The organism is Endozoicomonas ascidiicola (assembly GCF_001646945.1).
Classification (GTDB): Bacteria; Pseudomonadota; Gammaproteobacteria; order Pseudomonadales; family Endozoicomonadaceae; genus Endozoicomonas; species Endozoicomonas ascidiicola.
The window spans coordinates 643,972-662,212 of the sequence record NZ_LUTV01000002.1 but is presented as its reverse complement, the minus strand read 5'-3'; the positions used below and the strand labels follow the sequence as shown (position 1 = coordinate 662,212).

15 protein-coding genes are annotated in these 18,241 nt (G+C 46.6%); 10 read left to right on the top strand and 5 right to left on the bottom strand.

The features are described from left to right. The first annotated feature begins 237 nt into the window (after positions 1-237). The 6 genes from def (at position 238) to AKL11_RS06805 (ending at position 6,953) form a co-directional block, all read left to right on the top strand. Positions 238-735 (top strand): peptide deformylase, encoded by a 498-nt coding sequence (gene def / locus AKL11_RS06830; protein ID WP_067515845.1) that lies wholly within the window; start codon positions 238-240, stop codon positions 733-735. Next, on the top strand, positions 735-1,679 hold the full coding sequence (gene fmt, locus AKL11_RS06825; RefSeq protein ID WP_067515844.1) for a methionyl-tRNA formyltransferase: 945 nt from the start codon (positions 735-737) through the stop codon (positions 1,677-1,679). The genes def and fmt overlap by 1 nt, the downstream gene beginning before the upstream one ends. After that, positions 1,680-3,005, top strand: coding sequence for a 16S rRNA (cytosine(967)-C(5))-methyltransferase RsmB (gene rsmB, locus AKL11_RS06820; RefSeq protein ID WP_067515843.1), 1,326 nt, complete (start codon positions 1,680-1,682; stop codon positions 3,003-3,005). After that, a complete protein-coding gene (gene trkA, locus AKL11_RS06815; protein ID WP_067515842.1) occupies positions 3,002-4,375 on the top strand; it encodes a Trk system potassium transporter TrkA in 1,374 nt (457 codons plus the stop codon). The genes rsmB and trkA overlap by 4 nt, the downstream gene beginning before the upstream one ends. Positions 4,376-4,488: 113 nt before the next feature. Beyond that, a complete protein-coding gene (locus AKL11_RS06810) occupies positions 4,489-5,364 on the top strand; it encodes a hypothetical protein (RefSeq protein WP_067515841.1) in 876 nt (291 codons plus the stop codon). A gap of 137 nt (positions 5,365-5,501) precedes the next feature. After that, positions 5,502-6,953, top strand: a complete 1,452-nt coding sequence (locus AKL11_RS06805; RefSeq protein WP_067515840.1) for a TrkH family potassium uptake protein — start codon at positions 5,502-5,504, stop codon at positions 6,951-6,953. Positions 6,954-6,983: 30 nt separating this feature from the next. Here the strand turns inward: AKL11_RS06805 and AKL11_RS06800 are convergent, their stop codons facing one another. Then, positions 6,984-7,913, bottom strand: a complete 930-nt coding sequence (locus tag AKL11_RS06800) for an HMG-box domain-containing protein (RefSeq protein WP_157673447.1) — start codon at positions 7,911-7,913, stop codon at positions 6,984-6,986. A gap of 341 nt (positions 7,914-8,254) precedes the next feature. Between AKL11_RS06800 and glyQ the strand changes: the two genes are divergently transcribed. The 4 genes from glyQ to AKL11_RS06780 all read left to right on the top strand — a co-directional run bounded on the left by glyQ (position 8,255) and on the right by AKL11_RS06780 (position 12,759). Next, complete coding sequence (gene glyQ / locus AKL11_RS06795) at positions 8,255-9,232, top strand: glycine--tRNA ligase subunit alpha (protein WP_067515838.1); 978 nt, start codon at positions 8,255-8,257, stop codon at positions 9,230-9,232. Then, a complete protein-coding gene (gene glyS / locus AKL11_RS06790; protein ID WP_067515837.1) occupies positions 9,232-11,319 on the top strand; it encodes a glycine--tRNA ligase subunit beta in 2,088 nt (695 codons plus the stop codon). The genes glyQ and glyS overlap by 1 nt, the downstream gene beginning before the upstream one ends. A gap of 106 nt (positions 11,320-11,425) precedes the next feature. Further along, positions 11,426-11,992, top strand: a complete 567-nt coding sequence (gene gmhB / locus AKL11_RS06785; RefSeq protein ID WP_067516012.1) for a D-glycero-beta-D-manno-heptose 1,7-bisphosphate 7-phosphatase — start codon at positions 11,426-11,428, stop codon at positions 11,990-11,992. Next, on the top strand, positions 11,992-12,759 hold the full coding sequence (locus AKL11_RS06780) for a lysophospholipid acyltransferase family protein (RefSeq protein WP_067515836.1): 768 nt from the start codon (positions 11,992-11,994) through the stop codon (positions 12,757-12,759). The genes gmhB and AKL11_RS06780 overlap by 1 nt, the downstream gene beginning before the upstream one ends. 26 nt (positions 12,760-12,785) lie before the next feature. On the opposite strand, the gene lpcA is transcribed toward AKL11_RS06780, so the two are convergent. The 4 genes from lpcA to dnaN all read right to left on the bottom strand — a co-directional run bounded on the left by lpcA (position 12,786) and on the right by dnaN (position 18,176). Beyond that, positions 12,786-13,370, bottom strand: a complete 585-nt coding sequence (lpcA, locus tag AKL11_RS06775; RefSeq protein WP_067515835.1) for a D-sedoheptulose 7-phosphate isomerase — start codon at positions 13,368-13,370, stop codon at positions 12,786-12,788. 62 nt (positions 13,371-13,432) lie between these two features. Beyond that, positions 13,433-15,847: a DNA topoisomerase (ATP-hydrolyzing) subunit B gene (gene gyrB / locus AKL11_RS06770; RefSeq protein WP_067515834.1), complete on the bottom strand. Its 2,415-nt coding sequence runs from the start codon at positions 15,845-15,847 to the stop codon at positions 13,433-13,435. Further along, positions 15,840-16,985, bottom strand: coding sequence for a DNA replication/repair protein RecF (gene recF, locus AKL11_RS06765; protein ID WP_067515833.1), 1,146 nt, complete (start codon positions 16,983-16,985; stop codon positions 15,840-15,842). The genes gyrB and recF overlap by 8 nt, the downstream gene beginning before the upstream one ends. A gap of 87 nt (positions 16,986-17,072) precedes the next feature. Further along, a complete protein-coding gene (dnaN, locus tag AKL11_RS06760) occupies positions 17,073-18,176 on the bottom strand; it encodes a DNA polymerase III subunit beta (protein ID WP_067515832.1) in 1,104 nt (367 codons plus the stop codon). Positions 18,177-18,241: the final 65 nt, after the last annotated feature.

The following is an 18,241-nucleotide window of genomic DNA, read 5'->3' as shown; positions in this document are numbered from 1 at the left end:
CAGGCATGAGGCACTCTCTGTATATATTGTTATATTCAAAATTGCCCGAACCTTTTGGCTTAATATAATCTTTATAAGGTGTAGACTTCCAACGCCTAAAAATAGCTGATATTCATCGGTACCTTATGATTTTTTACCATTTCCTATTCCTGCAGTTCCTGTCTCTTAGTTGATGACCCCAAATAGCGATATACTGCATAATAGATACCGATTTTTTTCGCCAGATAGAGAGTACTGATGGCCTTACTGGAAATCCTTGAATACCCTGACCCACGGTTGCGCACTGTTGCCAAGCCGGTTGCTGAGGTCACTGACGAGATTCGCCGCTTTGTGGACGATATGCTGGAAACCATGTACGAAGCACAGGGCGTCGGGCTTGCTGCGACTCAGGTGGATTTTCATCAGCGTATTGTGGTTATGGATCTTTCCGAAGAAGGTAACGACCCTCAGGTCTTGATCAACCCTTCCTATGAGCCGATTGGTGATGAGAAATCCGAGCTTCAGGAAGGCTGTCTTTCCGTTCCCGGCTTTTATGAATTGCTGGATCGCTGGGAAAAGGTTCGCCTGACCGCTCTGGATCGTGACGGCAACGAATACAGCAAAGATTTTGATGGTCTTGCTGCCGTCTGTGTGCAACATGAGTTGGATCACCTGGAAGGCAAGCTTTTCATCGACACTCTCTCCCGCCTTAAGCAGGATCGCATTCGCAAGAAGTTGGGTAAAAAGAACCGGTAATGAAAAGTCTTCGCATCGTTTTTGCTGGCACTCCCGAGTTCGCCAGCGCTCACCTTCAGGCCATTTTGAATACCCACCACGAGGTGATCGGCGTTTACAGTCAGCCAGATCGCCCTGCAGGTCGTGGTCAGAAATTGATGCCATCTCCTGTGAAAAAGCTGGCATTGGAACATAATATCCCGGTTTACCAGCCAAAATCCCTTCGTAATGAAGAGGCTCAGCAGGAACTTTCTTCGCTGAATGCGGATCTAATGGTGGTTGTGGCTTACGGGTTGATTCTGCCTCAAGTGGTATTGGATACACCGAAGTTGGGCTGTATCAATGTGCACGGTTCTATTCTACCGCGCTGGCGTGGTGCCGCTCCGATCCAACGAGCCATTGAAGCGGGCGATACCGAATCCGGCGTTACCATTATGCAAATGGATGCAGGGCTGGATACCGGCGATATGTTGTTAAAAGCATTCTGCCCTATTCATGCCAATGATACGTCTGCCAACCTTCACGACCGTTTGATTGAAGTGGGTCAGCCGGCACTGGTGGAAGCACTGGATAAAATTGCCGCAGGTCAGCTTCAGCCAGAAAAGCAGGACGATGCTTTGGCCAATTACGCTCATAAAATGAGTAAAGAAGAAGCAAAGCTGAACTGGCAGAGCGCTTCGGTAACACTGGATCGTCAGATTCGCGCGTTTAACCCCTGGCCTGTGGCCACCACTGTTCTGGACGACACCAATATCCGCGTCTGGGAAGCTGAGCCTTTAAGTGAAAGTTCAGACCAAACACCGGGCACCCTGATCAAAGCCCATAAGGATGGACTGGATATTGCATGCTCTGAAGGCACGCTTCGGATTAAAAAACTGCAGCTGGCAGGAAGCCGCGCAATGACCGTTCAGGAGCTGTTGAACAGCAAAAAGGAAATGTTCAGCGCCGGGAAACTATTCAGCTAAATGGCCAAACAATCGTCTGTTCGACAACTGGCAGCCCGGGCAGTAACCCGGGTTGCTAACGGTGAATCCCTCAGCGTCGTGCTGCCCGCCCTGCAGGAAAAGCTGGCTAAAAAAGATCAACCACTGCTGGCAGAGCTCTCCTACGGTACCCTTCGTTATTACCACAAGCTGGATGCCTGGCTGAAGTTTCTCACCGAGAAGCCTTTAAAAGACAAAGAGCAGGATATTCATAATCTGATCCTGGTGGGCTTTTACCAACTGTTTTATACCCGAATTCCGGCCCACGCGGCCATTGGTGAAACGGTTCAAGCCACACGCACCATGGGCAAAGCCTGGGCAAGAGGTTTGGTCAACGGCATTCTCAGAAACGCCCAGCGTCGTCTGGATGAGCTGAAAGAATTGGAAGACAGAAGCCCTGTGTGTGGTTGGTCTCATCCAAAATGGATGGTCAATACTATCAAGCGCGCCTGGCCAGATCATTACGAAAGCATCCTGACTGGCAATAACCAGCAGCCGCCCATGACTTTGCGGGTGAATGAACAACAGTTTCAACCATCCCGTTATATGAAAAAGCTACTGGATGACTGCATTGAAGGTAAATTGTCGCCTATTGCACCACAGGGCATCGTTTTAAATCGTCCTGTGCCTGTAGATAAGCTTCATAAGTTTAGTGAAGGTGCGGTCAGTGTTCAGGATGAATCTGCACAGCTGGCAGCCACGTTAATTACACCAAAACCCGGCGATCATATTCTGGATGCTTGCTGTGCCCCCGGTGGAAAAACCTGCCACCTTCTTGAGTTAAATACTGATATTACTGTCGACGCTCTGGATGCGGATGGTCATCGTCTGGAACGCGTTGGCGAAAATCTAAACCGGCTCGGCCTGACGGCCAATGTGCTTTGTGGTGATGCTACCGATCCTGATAGCTGGTTCCCGGGCAAACTGTACGACCATATTCTTTTAGATGCGCCCTGTTCTGCCACCGGTGTGATTCGTCGCCATCCGGACATTAAACTGCTCAGAACCGCAGAAGATATTGAAGCCCTTGCGGAACTCCAGCAGAAGATTCTTCGGGCTATCTGGCCATTATTAAAACCCGGCGGCACGCTTCTCTACGCTACCTGCTCTATTATGCCTCAGGAAAACCATTTGCAGGTTGAGCGCTTTCTATCAGAAACCGCCGGCGCCAAACTTCTACCCATTGAGGGAAAATGGGGTCATGATACTGGGTTTGGTAAACAGCTTTTTCCGGGCAACAGCGGTCAGACCAGCTCTAATGGTGATGGCTTCTTCTATAGCCTGATGGTGAAGACGGAATCCTCATGAAAATTATCATTCTAGGTGCTGGCCAGGTTGGCGGCACACTGGCAGAGAATCTCGCCGGCGAAGAAAATGACATTACCGTTGTCGATACTGACAGCGTCCGGTTGCGTGAGCTTCAGGATAAAATCGATATCCGCACTATTCAGGGAAAGGCCTCTTTCCCTGGCGTTCTGAAGCAGGCCGGTGCTGATGAGGCCGATATGCTCGTTGCTGTGACCAACAGCGATGAAGTGAATATGATCGCCTGTCAAATTGCTTATACCTTGTTTCACACGCCTTCAAAAATTGCCCGTATTCGTCAGGCGGCTTACCTCAAAAATCAGGATTTGTTTGCCAATACCGCCTTACCTATTGATGTATTGATCAGCCCTGAACAGGTCGTCACCAATTATATTAAGCGGTTGCTGGAACGGCCCGGAGCTCTTCAGGTTCTCGACTTTGCCGATGGTCGAGTTCAACTGGTGGCCATGAAAGCATACTACGGTGGTCCATTGGTTGGGCATGAGCTTCGCTACATTCGTGAGCACATGCCAAATGTGGACACTCGAATTGCTGCCATCTTCCGCCGGGGAAATGCAATTTCCCCGAAAGGCACCACCGTTATTGAAGTAGACGACGAAGTATTTTTTATTGCCGCAAGAGAAGATATTCGTCCGGTAATGAGCGAGCTTCAACGTCTGGATGATGATTACAAACGCATCATTATTGCCGGAGGCGGTAATATTGGTTTGCGATTGGCTCAGGCTGTTGAAGGTCAGTACAAAGTTAAAATTATCGAACGGGATATGGAGCGCTGTCAGTTCCTGTCAGAAACACTGACCAAAGCCATGGTGTTTAACGGCAACGCCTCTGACAAAGAATTGTTGATCAGTGAAAACATCGAAGAAACCGATATCTTCTGTGCGCTAACCAATGATGATGAAGCCAACGTCATGGCTTCCATGCTGGCGAAACGTCTTGGTGCCCGCAAAGTAATGGCGCTGATTAACAACCCGGCCTATGTTGATCTGGTTCAGGGCGGTGAAATTGATATTGCGATATCCCCGCAACTTGCCACTATTGGTAGTTTGCTCAAGCACGTTCGCCGTGGGGATATTGTGAATGTTCACTCTCTGCGCCGTGGTGCTGCGGAAGCGATTGAAGCTATTGCTCATGGTGATGAACACAGTTCCAAAGTGGTAGGTAAGGCTCTTCAAGATATCAACCTTCCAGATGGCGCAACCATCGGGGCTATCGTTCGTAATGATGAAGTGCTCATTGCCCATGACTCTACCAAGATTGAGACTGGTGACCATGTCATCTTATTTCTGACGAATAAACGGAAAATTAGAGAAGTTGAGCAACTGTTTCAGGTAGGACTGGGTTTTTTCTAACTCTATTTTTTGAAGCCACTTACAGGACAGTAAGTGGTTTCATAATACCAGAAATGAACCATTATTCTTTTCTTTTGTCCTACGTTTGGATACTTATCATGTGGACTTAACCAATGGCTAATGCTTCTGTTTCAAATCATTCCAGTTCTCCTACTTCCGCCTCCTCTACATCACAGATTATTGATCGATCAAATGTAACGGGGGATAGTCCTGAGGGAAAATTTTTAGACTCTACTGTTAAAATTCATTCTACCGTCGAATCAACAGCACAAAGCGGAACAAGCCCTAACTATCCACAAAGCAAAACTCTAGCATCCACAACCGTTCATGCCCAAAATGTCCGAAACAGAATTTCAGAACATAATGGTTCACAGCAGGTGTTTGAAGAAATACCACTCACCAAACCCACGGATAAAAAGCCTGAGAGTGAAAAAGATAAATTCAATGATATGGTGACTTACTTCTACCTCTCTCCAACTGAAATAGACTTTCATGAATTTCAAAGATTGGCTAATAATTACACGAGTAATGATAATAAAGATCTCATCGCTCTTATGATAGGGCTTATTGCCCAAAAGCATTCCTGGAAAGTAGATGAATCTCCTTTGGGTTTTCGAGCGTCTGAAATTATTTCAGGAGCGAACGATATTCTTGATTTTGTAAATAATGATAATCGGGGTGACCCATATAGATTTGATTTATTGTGGGGAAGTTATTTTGCGACGGGTGATGACCAATATCTTGAAAAAATGCTTACATTTGTTGGAAATACACCAAACTTTTTTGCTTCTGTAGCTAGGATTACGGTAGAAAGCTCAGCTAATTGGTCATTTCGCAGTAACTGTGAACAGCATGAGTCAATTAAGCAGTTTGCTTTACAAAAAAGTAAAGATGAAAACCTTCCTGCTTACAAGCGAGATTTTTTACACTGTGCTGCAAATAACCTTCCAGAACCTGAACGACCTGAACCAACATGTCTTATTCTGTAAGCTCCTGACCATAGTATTTATAGGCTTTTTTTTCCCATGGATTGGGAGTACCCTCCTACTGCATATAATCAATATTTTTTATAGCCACTATAAGAATTTACACGGCGACACGCCAAAAGGATTGAAGCAGGCACACCATGCAGTTTCAGGTTATTTCCCCTATTTTGGGAATACTGCTGTTACTTTTCAGCACCTCCAGCTTACCACCGATGTTCGTTGCCCTGATTTATCAGGAGCGGGAAATCTCCATTTTCATCTATACCTTCTTACTGACGCTCTCTTTGGGCATTCTGCTTTGGTTTCCATTCAGAAACATTAAAGATGAGCTTAGAAACCGGGAAGGGTTTCTGGTCACAGCTCTATTCTGGATCGTACTTGGCTCTGTGGGTTCTCTGCCGTTTCTGTTTATGGAAAGCCCGTCGCTCAGTATTACCGATGCACTGTTTGAGTCCATGTCTGGGCTGACGACAACCGGTGCGACAATATTGACTAATATCGAAGACTTACCCCGCTCGATTCTCTTTTACCGCCAGCAATTGCAATGGCTTGGCGGGATGGGCATTGTCGTTCTGGCTGTCGCTATTTTACCGATGCTGGGTATCGGTGGAATGCAGCTGTATCGCACAGAAACCCCTGGGCCGGTTAAAGATTCAAAGCTGACACCACGAATTACTGAAACCGCCAAAGCGCTATGGTTTCTTTATCTGTTTCTTACCGCCGCCTGTGCTCTTGCCTACTGGCTGGCAGGAATGAATTTGTTTGATGCCATCTGCCATAGCTTTTCTACCATTGCCATTGGTGGCTTCTCCACTTACGACGGCAGTATGGGAGCGTTTAATTCACCACTGATCATGTCTGTCGCTATTTTCTTTATGGTGGTCGCTGGCTTTAACTTTGCTCTGCACTTTACTGCCTGGCGATATAAGTCACTGTCTCATTATTTTCAGGATCCGGAAGTGAAATGGTTTCTGGGAATTCTTGGGGTTGTGGGGGCGATCACCGTAGCAACACTGTATTTCTCCGATACCTATTCACTGACTAAATCCTTTCGCTACGGATTGTTTGAGGTGGTTTCTGTTGCGACAACGACGGGATACACATCCTCTTCCAGCTTTTCTTCATGGCCAATGTTTTTACCGTTCCTGTTATTTTTCACCAGTTTTATTGGTGGTTGTGCAGGGTCAACAGCTGGCGGTATGAAAGTAATTCGTGTGGCATTGATTGCCAAACAGGGCGTTAGAGAGCTTCGTCGTCTGGTTCATCCAAATGCTATTTTTACCATCAAACTGGGTGGCAGACCCATAAGCCCGAGAGTCGGTGAAGCGGTATGGGGATTCTTTGCTACTTATATTCTGGTCTTTGTTTTGCTGTTTTTGGTATTACTGGGCACTGGTCTGGATTTTGTCACCGCTTTTTCAACCATTGCTTCCTGCTTGAATAACCTTGGCCCTGCATTAGGAGAAGCCGCTACCAGTTATCAAACATTACCTGACAGTGCCAAATGGGTTCTCTCTTTTGCCATGCTCCTTGGACGACTTGAAATATTTACACTACTTGTACTATTTACACCTACTTTCTGGCGCTATTAGTTTATTTCAAGATACTCTGGACTCAAGAAATCACAGTTTACTGACAATATTAAGTAATCTTTGGTAGTTTTTTCTCAAACTTTCGTTGTCTGTTTTAGGACAACCATAATAATTATGGTCATACTGTTGGCTATCTATGAGACATTCAGGTGATGATAAGTAATTATTTTTACCACTTTGGTTGAAAGAGTACTCAGCCATCTGATTATTACCTGAAGATGATAGAGAATCACACACTGAAAGCTGTCTATTTATTGTACTATTGGTAGGGGCAGTAAATAAGCTATCAGTAAAATTTCCAAGTATAGGCAAACTAGATTCCACATTGCATATATCGGGTAACTCCTGTTCTGTCTCTACCCCAAACGGCAAAAGAGCCTCTAGGCATTTTTCTGCTGAATTTTGAACATTTATATCTTCAACAGATACAAATTCACCATTGCATAAAATTTGACCGGCCTGATTATTTTCAAGGTGTTTTGCATATGCTCCAGACTTTTCAATGATGCACACGTCATTTTTTGTTTGATATGTTTTTTCCATTTTTTTTTCACTGAGCGCATACTGATAAACTTGAGCCTTAGTCTTTTTCACACTTTTAGAATCGAGGGCATCGAAAACAACCGGCTTGAAATATCCATTTTCAGAATAAAAGAGACTAAATATTTTTACCCGCTTACCTTCTCTTTCAGACTCAACAGACTTAACAGACTTAACAGACTTAACAGCTTTTTTTGGGAGATATTTATAGTCTGGATATTGCTCACTATGCTTCTTCTTTTCTATCAATGCCTTGTTAACATATACCTCCTTCTCTTGCCTACTCATACCGTTCCAAATTACAGAAGCTGCTTTGCATATTTCTGTTCTTTTATGAATTCCTCCAGCATTTCTGGCTGTATATTCTGTTAAGAAAATCATCCATTTATTCTTAGGTCTCGGAATAAAGTTACTTGTCATTCTCCTAGCAATCCCACCCTTATTTACTCGAGTACAGATTGGGCTTCCAGACTCTGCCAGCTGCCTGGAATTAGTATTCTGCAGAGTAGAAATAGAGGGTATTTTCATCCTTTGGATCCTATATATATTTATTGTTTCTAAGTAATTTCAACCTTGTGATTTGGACAAAAAAACAAGTGAAATAGTTCATTCTGGGTACTCTTATATTACTTTTACCCACATAATTAACAACTTATCCACAGCTTAATTTTACCGACGCAAACCGGTATAATCCCCGTCTATTTTTACAATTGCCCCCTGGGAGTCGTCGCTCACAGGGAAAGCCTCCAAGAGGTAGACAAGTGACTTCCCAGAGCACGCCAGATACTCAAACATTTCAAGGGCTGATCTTTGCCCTGCAACAATTTTGGGCCCAACAGGGCTGCGCAATCATGCAACCGCTGGATATGGAAGTGGGAGCAGGTACGTTCCACCCAGCAACCTTTCTGCGTGCGATTGGTCCGGAGAATTGGAATGCCGCTTATGTTCAGCCAAGCCGTCGCCCAACCGATGGCCGTTATGGTGAAAACCCGAACCGCCTGCAGCACTATTATCAGTTTCAGGTGGTGATGAAGCCATCTCCTGACAATATTCAGGAGCTGTATCTGGATTCTCTGCGTACTCTCGGCATTGATCCGTTGGTTCACGATATTCGCTTTGTGGAAGATAACTGGGAATCCCCAACACTGGGCGCCTGGGGTCTTGGCTGGGAAGTGTGGATGAACGGGATGGAAGTCACCCAGTTCACCTATTTCCAGCAGGTGGGTGGTCTGGAGTGTTATCCGGTGACCGGCGAGATCACTTACGGTCTCGAACGTCTGGCCATGTATATCCAGAATGTAGACAACGTTTACGATCTTATCTGGACTCACGGCCCACAAGGCCCGGTAACTTACGGAGATGTGTTCCATCAGCAGGAAGTGGAGATGTCTACTTTCAACTTCGAGCATGCGAACACTGAGGATCTGTTCAAGCATTTTGATTTCTTTGAAAGCGAATCCAAAAAGCTGGTTGAGCTGAACCTGCCATTACCGGCTTACGAATACGTACTGAAGGCGTCGCATACTTTCAACCTGCTGGATGCCCGTCATGCCATCTCGGTAACGGAACGTCAGCGTTTTATCCTGCGTGTCAGAACTCTGGCCAGAGCAGTCGCCAAGGCTTATTTCGATAAACGACACGAACTTGGCTTCCCAATGGCGGATGAAGCGATTCGAAACGAAGTGCTAGCCTCTCTTGAAAAAGAAGCAAAGAAAGACAGCGCGCAGGAGGCTAAATAATGAGCACCGACATTCATAAAGAAGATTTTCTGGTCGAACTGGGAACCGAAGAGCTGCCACCTAAAGCGCTGAAAAACCTTTCAGATGCGTTTACCCAGGGCATTCTTTCCGGTCTGGATAAAGCTCAAATCACTTACAGTGAGGTTGAATCCTTTGCGGCACCGCGTCGTCTGGCACTGCTGATTAAAGGTCTGGACACCGCTCAACCGGATCAACAAATTGAAAAGAAAGGTCCCGCAGTTAAAGCGGCTTTTGATGCCGATGGCAACCCAAGTAAAGCGGCCTTAGGTTTTGCCCGTTCCAATGGCGTTACATTTGACGATCTTATTCAGGAAGACCGTCTGGTATTCCGTACGGTTCAGCAAGGCCAATCGACCAGCGAACTGCTGCCAGAGATTATTTCCCAGTCACTGAATAACCTGCCGATTCCAAAGCGCATGCGCTGGGGTGCTCGTCGTACGGAATTTGTGCGTCCGGTTCACTGGTTGCTGATGCTATTGGGTAACAAGATTGTTGATTGTGAAATTCTTGGTCTTAACGCTGGCGCTACCACTCGTGGCCACCGCTTCCATGCAAATCAGGAAATCACTATCACGAACCCTACGGATTATGCACAAACGCTGCATCAACAGGGCAAGGTGGTTGCCAGCTTTGCTGCCCGCCGTGACATGATCAATGAGCAGGTGCAAAAAGTGGCTGCTGACATTAATGGTCAGGCGGTGATTGATGACGATCTGCTGGATGAAGTGACGGCGCTGAATGAATGGCCAGTGGCGTTGTCTGGTCGTTTTGATGATGAGTTTCTTTCTGTACCATCCGAAGCGCTGATTTCTTCCATGAAAGGGCATCAGAAATACTTCCACGTTGTGGATGCTTCTGGAAACCTGCTTCCCTACTTTATTACTGTTGCAAACATTGAAAGCAACGAGCCAAAACATGTGGTGGAAGGTAACGAAAAAGTTATACGACCACGATTGTCTGATGCAAAGTTTTTCTACGACACTGATCGCAAACAAACACAAGACAATCGTCGTGAAAAATTAAAGTCGATTGTTTTCCAGGCACAACTGGGTTCCGTGTTCGCCAAAACTGAACGTATTGCCAATCTTGCTGCGTTTATTTCCAACGCCGAAGGTGGCGATGCCAAACTGGCAGAAAGAGCAGGCCAGCTTTGCAAATCGGATCTGGTGTCTGAGATGGTTCTGGAATTCCCAGAGCTTCAGGGCATTATGGGTCAGTACTATGCAGCGAATGACGGTGAAAGCCCGGAAGTCAGCAAAACCCTTGATGAGCAGTACATGCCTCGCTTTGCCGGCGATCAGCTGCCTTCCAGCCTTACCGGTTGCGCGGTTGCGATTGCTGATAAAGTTGACACCATCACCGGCATCTTTGGTATCGGACAACTTCCAACAGGCAGCAAAGACCCATTTGCACTGCGTCGGGCAAGCATTGGTGTGTTGCGAATTATTGTTGAGAAGAATCTCAACCTTGATTTGGAAGCGCTGGTAGAAAAAGCCATTGCCGGTTATCAGGAACAGAAAGTAGAACTGCCAGCCCTCGACAAACTAAACACGACAATCGTCAATTATATGCTTGAGCGTTTCGATGCGGCTTATCAGGAAGACGGTGTTGCTGTTGAAGTAATCAATGCGGTTAAAGCATTGCGCCCAACTCGCCCATTGGATTTCGATTTACGCATCAAAGCAGTCACTCGCTTTAACGCGATGGATGAAGCCGATGCTCTGGCTGCAGCCAATAAGCGAGTCTCCAATATTCTGGCCAAAGCGGGTGACATTGTTATTCCTGATAGCGTTAACACCGCACTTCTAAGCGAAGATGCCGAGAAAGCGCTGGCGGAAGCGGTAGAATCTTGCAAACAAGCAATTGCACCTGCACTTGCGAAAGGTCTCTACGCTGATGCCATGGAAAGCCTGGCTTCATTAAAAGAGCCGGTTGACCGTTTCTTTGATGACGTTCTGGTTAATGCTGAAGACGAAGCGGTTCGCATGAACCGTTATGCTTTGCTGAAGCAGCTGCGCAGCTTGTTCCTGCATGTTGCTGATATCAGTTTGTTACAGAAAAGCTGATTTTAACCTGATACAGTTCGGCAACAGCCGCACCTTTATATCAGGGTTCACTAATCCCAGAAACAAAGATTCGGTTTCTGGGATTTTTTGTATCTGGGATAAGAGAATGACAAAGCTGATAATTCTGGACAGGGATGGTGTGATCAACCAAGACTCGGATCATTATGTCCGGTCTGTACAAGAATGGATTCCAATTCCGGGAAGTATCGAGGCTATAGCCCGACTAACAAACGCCGGTTACCAAATTGCCGTTGCTACTAATCAGTCGGGTATCGCCCGAGGCTATTTCTCATTGCAAGTGCTGGAAGCCATGCATGAGAAAATGCTTACTCTGGTTAAAGCCCAGGGCGGACATATTGATGGAATCTATTTCTGCCCTCATGGGCCGGAGGATGACTGCCATTGCCGAAAACCGGATACGGGGTTAATTGAACAAGCACTTCAGAAATTTAACGGAACTCCTGAACACGTATGGGTTGTTGGTGATTCATTGAGGGATCTTCAGGCTGGCGCAAAATGCGGATGCAAAATCGCCTTAGTACTCACCGGTAAAGGATTGAAAACTCAGGCTAAACTTTCTGAGAGCCCTGAAGAATTACCGGTTACTATGGATGTGCCGGTATTTAATAATTTACAGCATTTTGTTGAAGCACTGGTTTCAGAGGGAATTTAATGTCAGCAGCCGCCAGCCAGAATCAATACTCTTTATTTTCAACCTGCCTTGCGGTGGTTAGAACGGCTATTTTTTATTCGTGTCTGGCGGTATGGACGATCTTTTGGTCCGTGCTGATGATCCTGCTGATTTCTTTTCTTCCTTTTCGCCAACGTCATCAGTTGTTTGTAAAACCGTGGGCGATTGTTGCCGTTTATCTCTGTCGGTTTATCTGTGGTATTTCATGGAAGGTGACCGGTAGAGAGAATATTCCTGCTGAACCTTGTGTGGTTATCAGTAACCACCAAAGTGCCTGGGAAGCTTTTTTCCTGCAAACATTGCTGACACCTCAAACGCAGGTTATCAAACAAGAAATCTTAAACATCCCCTTTTATGGCTGGGCCTTCCGTAAAATCAAACCCATTGCCATTGACCGAAAAGATGTTCGTCTTGCGCTTCAACAGGTTCGAGAACAGGGTAAAGCGGCTCTGGAACATCGGGTGTGGGTTTTGATTTTCCCTGAAGGTACGCGAACACTTCCCGGTGAACCTAGAAAGTTTTCCCGAGGCGGGGCTGGCTTAGCGAAAGCAGCGGAAACAGACATTCTGCCCATTGCACACAACTCTGGTAGCTTCTGGCCTAGTCGTGGTTTTTTGAAAAGACCTGGCACCATTCAGGTTGAGGTAGGCAACGTTATCAAGACGGAATCATTAAGTGTTGCAGAAGCAAACGATCAGGCTAGAAACACCATTGCTGAATCACTAAACCGTTTTTATGCCACTAAATAAAAAAGGCCGGTTACCCAGCCTTTTCATTATTCCATATATTTTTCAATAAGTTGAATCATTATATGAATGGCTTTTATATGTACTTCCTGAATCCGGTCAGCATAGCCAAAGTGCGGAACGCGGATTTCAACGTCAGCCGTTCCTGCCATTTTGCCGCCATCTTTACCAGACAGAAGAACCACTTTCATACCTTTGGCTCGGGCAGCTTCTACGGCTTTGATAATGTTTCCCGAATTTCCGCTGGTGCTAATTCCGAACAACACATCCCCTTCACTACCCACCGCTTCAACATAGCGTGAGAAGACGTAATCATAACCAAAGTCATTAGATACGCAGGAGATATGACTTGGGTCGGAAATCGCAATGGCAGGATAGCCAGGACGATTTTCTCTGTAGCGTCCGGTCAGCTCTTCTGCAAAGTGCATAGCGTCACAATGGGAACCACCATTACCGCAGGATATAACCTTACCGCCATCTTTAAAGCTATCTGACAGCAGTCGTGCAGCTTTATCAATGGCATCAAGGTTAGCTTCATCATCGAGAAACCGGTTAAGTACAACCGCCGCCTCTTCCAGCTCCTGCCGGATAATTGCTTTAAATTCTGAGGACATAAACAACACACCCTAAAGCAAATTCTAAAAAAATGCCGACTCACGCCGGCACTGAAATATTATTAAATGTCCAGGTTCGCTACATTCAGAGCATTACTCTCGATAAACTCACGGCGTGGTTCAACGTGATCGCCCATCAATGTGTTGAAGATCTGATCTGCAGAGATGGCATCATCAATGGTGACCTTCAGCATACGACGAACGTCAGGATCCATTGTGGTTTCCCAGAGCTGATCCGGGTTCATCTCACCCAAACCCTTATAACGCTGAATGTAGTGGCGTTTGGTCGATTCTGTCATCAACCACTGCAACGCTTCTTCAAACGAAGTTACTTCCTTCTTGCGCTCACCTTTCTGGATATAGGCACCTTCTTCAATCAGGCCTTGAAGCTTCTGGCCGAGAGAGGATATTTTTCCGTAATTGGTAGAAACAAAGAAGTCTGAACTCAGGCGATAGTCTGTATCAACACCATGGGAAACAATCGTTACCTTTGGCAGCCACGCATTATGCTCTTTATCTTCTTCAACGGTGCATTCTGTTACGCTGCCTGCGAGCTTCAGATTCTCAATGCGAGTGCTTAGTTGGCTAACCCACTCTTCCATTACGCTCTTACCTGAAAGACTTTCCGGATTCAGCGCCGGCATGTAAATCATTTCTTTCAGAATGTGCGATGGATAAACTCGAGCTAGTCGGTCAGCGAGAGAGTGAACATCACGGAACTCTTTTACCAGTTCTTCCAGTGCATGGTCGGCAATACCCGGTGCATTTTCATTAACGTGCAGGCTGGCGTTTTCCAGCGCAGACTGAGTCAGGTAGCCATCCAGAGCTGCTTCGTCTTTCAGGTATTGTTCCTGTTTACCCCGCTTAACTTTGTACAACGGCGGTTGTGCAATGTAGATATAACCACGTTCGATGAGCTCAGGCATCTGACGGAAGAAAAACGTCAGTAGCAGTGTACGGATGTGGGATCCGTCCACGTCCGCATCGGTCATGATGATGATGTTGTGGTAACGCAGTTTCTCGATATTGAATTCGGTGCGACCAATGCCACAACCCAATGCTGTGATTAGAGTGCCGACTTCTTGAGAAGAAAGCATCTTGTCGAAGCGGGCTTTTTCTACGTTAAGGATCTTACCTTTCAGAGGTAGAATAGCCTGAGTCTTACGGTTACGTCCCTGCTTGGCGGAACCGCCCGCAGAGTCACCCTCCACTATGTACAGTTCAGAAAGCGCAGGGTCTTTCTCCTGGCAGTCAGCCAGTTTCCCTGGCAAACCTGCGATATCCAGTGCGCCTTTGCGACGGGTCATTTCACGGGCTTTACGGGCGGCTTCACGAGCTCTGGCTGCATCCAGCATCTTGCCGACAACGGCTTTGGCTTCCTGAGGGTATTCCATCAGGTAGTCGTTGAGGTACTTACCCATTTCCTGCTCTACGGCGGTTTTCACCTCGGAGGAAACCAGCTTGTCTTTGGTCTGGGATGAGAACTTTGGGTCAGGGACTTTAACCGAAATGATCGCGGTCAAACCTTCACGGGCATCGTCTCCGGAAGTCGCTACTTTGGAGTTCTTCTGGAAACCTTCTCTTTCGATGTAGTTGTTCAGGCTTCGAGTCAACGCTGCACGGAAGCCGGCCAGATGGGTTCCGCCGTCCCTCTGGGGAATGTTGTTCGTGAAGCAGAAAACACCTTCCTGGAAGCTGTCATTCCACTGCATCGCCACTTCAACACCAATGCCATCTTCCCGGGTCATATTGAAATGGAAGACTTTATTGATGGTGGATTTGTTAACGTTCAGGTACTCAACAAATGCCTGAAGGCCGCCTTCGTATCTGAAGTCATCAACCTTGCCGGTGCGTTCATCCGTCAGCTGGATATAGACACCGGAGTTTAGAAAGGAGAGTTCACGAAGACGCTTGGCCAGAATCTCGTAGACGAACTGGATGTTCGAGAACGTGTCCGGTGATGGGATAAAGTGCAGTTCAGTACCGGTCACATCCGTTTCACCGATGACTTTCAGCGGTTCATTCGGCACGCCCTGACTGTAGATCTGTTGATGAACTTTGCCGTGGCGACGGATAGTCAGCTTCAACTGGCTGGAAAGCGCGTTTACAACAGAGACACCTACACCGTGCAGACCACCGGACACCTTGTAAGTGTTGTCATCGAACTTACCACCGGCATGAAGGACCGTCATAATCACTTCTGCTGCGGATACGCCCTCTTCTTCGTGGATATCTACCGGAATACCACGGCCATTATCTTTTACCGTGATGGATTCATCCGGGTGGATAATCACAGAAATCTTATCGCAATGCCCTGCCAGCGCTTCGTCGATGGAATTATCCACCACCTCAAACACCATGTGATGCAGGCCGGTGCCATCGTCCGTGTCACCAATGTACATTCCCGGGCGCTTGCGCACAGCATCCAGGCCCTTAAGAACCTTAATGTTGGACGCGTCGTAAACTTGTTCACTCATGCACTATCTCCAAAGACTCTGCCCGGCGAATACTTTGCTGACCAGGGTTATCATCCAATTCCACCTGTCCGTGTTTCACGTGAAACAATTTCACCTCGGTTTCAGGTAACCAGCAATTTTCCAACGCCTCCTTCTCAACACTAGTGATGAAGGTTTGGCATTTCATTTTCTGAAACAACCGACACAGCTTTTGCCGGTTGATGGTATCCAGCTCTGATGGCAGATCATCCACAAGAAAAACGCACTGCTTTCCCTGTATCTCTTTGTAGAGAAATCCCTGTGCCAGTTTAAGAGCACACACCACCAGTTTCAGCTGACCTCGGGAAAGTACATCGACAGCACTACCCCGGCCAATTCTTACTCTCAGATCCGCCCGTTGCGGTCCGGCGTGGGTATAGCCTGACTGAATATCTCGAGTCAGCCCACTTTCTAATACTTCTTTTAAATCCCGATCTTTATCCCACCCACGATAATATTGAATAGTCAGATCATCCATATCCGATAATTCCGACAGTACTTCTTTAAAGACCGGTATCAGCTTCTGGATATAATCGCTTCGCAGTTGATCGATGGCTTTAGCCGCTTTTTCGAACTCAATATTCCACGAAGACAATTCGGAACCGTTTATTCTACCATGTCGGAGCAAACTGTTCCGCTGTTTAAGCGCTTTCTGCATGCGTTTCCAAATGGGGAAGAAATCCTGATGTTTCACGTGAAACACTCCCCAATCGATAAAATGTCTTCTTAGCTTGGGTGAACCTTCCAACAGTCGAAACGTATCCGGATTGATCACCTGCAACGGAAGCAACCTTGCCAACTCGGATGTGGATTTCAGGTTCTCACCGGAAACCCGAATCTGCAAAGATTCGTCCATAAGGTTTCGAGAGACTCCGATGGGAATAGTTCCTGAACTCATACCTAATCTGCCAAATACTGTGCAGATATCAGATTCCCGATTAATTACAGGTTTGATGCGGGATGTTCGAAACGAGCGAGCAACGCCCAATAAATGAATAGCCTCAAGCACACTGGTTTTACCACTGCCATTGAATCCATAGAGCACATTTATAGAAGAGGATGGTTGAAGGCTGGCAGAAATAAGATTTCTGATTTGAGTAATTTTAAGCTGCTGAATCATATTTAGTTTATATCCGGGCCGGACAGGTGGCCGGATCAGGATGGAGCAAGTGAAAAGACTGAAAGCTCAGCCTTTTCACAAACTACTTTACAGCCGCATGGGCATCACAACGTAGGTAGAATCCCCAGATTCAGATTCTTCCAGCAACGCACTGCTGTTTGGATCGGATAAGGTCATCTTAATAGTGTCGCCGGAAAGTACCGACAGTACATCCAGCAAATAGCTGACGTTGAAACCCATTTCCATAGTTTCGCCGTGATAAGCCAGGCTCATCTCTTCTTCCGCTTCTTCCTGCTCTGGGTTATTAGCCATAACCTTGAGCTGACCATCGGAAAGTATCAGGCGAATACCACGATACTTTTCATTGGAAAGTATGGAAGCACGCTGAAATGCATGACGTAATTCCTGACGATCCCCGATGATAACCTTGTTACCACCTTTCGGAATGACTCGATCATAATCAGGGAATTTACCGTCCACCAGTTTGGAGGTGAACATAAACTCGCCGGTTTTTGCACGAATATGATTTGCGCCCAGGGTGATATGAACACTCTCGTCACCTTCCGTAAGCAGGCGCGCCATTTCCATAATACCTTTACGCGGAACAATAACCTGATGCTTTTCCTGCTGATTGATGTCTGCATCCACACTGCACATGGCAAGGCGGTGACCATCAGTTGCTACAGCTCGCAGTGAGTTCTGACTCACTTCAACCAGCATGCCGTTCAGATAATAACGAACATCCTGCTGAGCCATGGCAAACGCCGTGCGATCAATAAGACGACGCAAACGGGACTGGCCAATAGTGAAGGAGATCGAACCGGCTTCTTCATCAATACTTGGGAAGTCATTGGCTGGCAGCGTGGACAATGTGAACCGTGAGCGCCCAGCTTTCAGTTTGACCCGCTGGTCTTCCTGCTTAAATTCGATCAGTGTGTTGTCTGGCAAAGATTTACAGATATCCATCAGCTTGCGTGCCGGGATGGTAATCTCTCCACCTTCTGCCACATCATCCAGTGTTACACGACCAACCAGTTCCACTTCCAGGTCGGTACCGGTTAACGACAGTTGATCTCCATCAACCACCATCAGCACGTTGGATAACACTGGCAAGGTTTGTCTGCGCTCAACCACACCGGCAACCAGCTGAAGTGGTTTAAGCAATGCTTCCCGATTAATGGTAAATTTCATCGCTTTCCTTTCTCTTGGCTAACTGGGAAGGGCGATCAACATCACGCCCTAAAACTCTATTAAAA

Coding starts and splice junctions, on each gene's coding strand:
- def (WP_067515845.1), top strand. CDS start 238: ATGGCCTTACTGGAAATCCTTGAATACCCTGACCCACGGTTGCGCACT.
- fmt (WP_067515844.1), top strand. CDS start 735: ATGAAAAGTCTTCGCATCGTTTTTGCTGGCACTCCCGAGTTCGCCAGC.
- rsmB (WP_067515843.1), top strand. CDS start 1,680: ATGGCCAAACAATCGTCTGTTCGACAACTGGCAGCCCGGGCAGTAACC.
- trkA (WP_067515842.1), top strand. CDS start 3,002: ATGAAAATTATCATTCTAGGTGCTGGCCAGGTTGGCGGCACACTGGCA.
- AKL11_RS06810 (WP_067515841.1), top strand. CDS start 4,489: ATGGCTAATGCTTCTGTTTCAAATCATTCCAGTTCTCCTACTTCCGCC.
- AKL11_RS06805 (WP_067515840.1), top strand. CDS start 5,502: ATGCAGTTTCAGGTTATTTCCCCTATTTTGGGAATACTGCTGTTACTT.
- AKL11_RS06800 (WP_157673447.1), bottom strand. CDS start 7,913: ATGACAAGTAACTTTATTCCGAGACCTAAGAATAAATGGATGATTTTC.
- glyS (WP_067515837.1), top strand. CDS start 9,232: ATGAGCACCGACATTCATAAAGAAGATTTTCTGGTCGAACTGGGAACC.
- gmhB (WP_067516012.1), top strand. CDS start 11,426: ATGACAAAGCTGATAATTCTGGACAGGGATGGTGTGATCAACCAAGAC.
- AKL11_RS06780 (WP_067515836.1), top strand. CDS start 11,992: ATGTCAGCAGCCGCCAGCCAGAATCAATACTCTTTATTTTCAACCTGC.
- lpcA (WP_067515835.1), bottom strand. CDS start 13,370: ATGTCCTCAGAATTTAAAGCAATTATCCGGCAGGAGCTGGAAGAGGCG.
- gyrB (WP_067515834.1), bottom strand. CDS start 15,847: ATGAGTGAACAAGTTTACGACGCGTCCAACATTAAGGTTCTTAAGGGC.
- recF (WP_067515833.1), bottom strand. CDS start 16,985: ATGATTCAGCAGCTTAAAATTACTCAAATCAGAAATCTTATTTCTGCC.
- dnaN (WP_067515832.1), bottom strand. CDS start 18,176: ATGAAATTTACCATTAATCGGGAAGCATTGCTTAAACCACTTCAGCTG.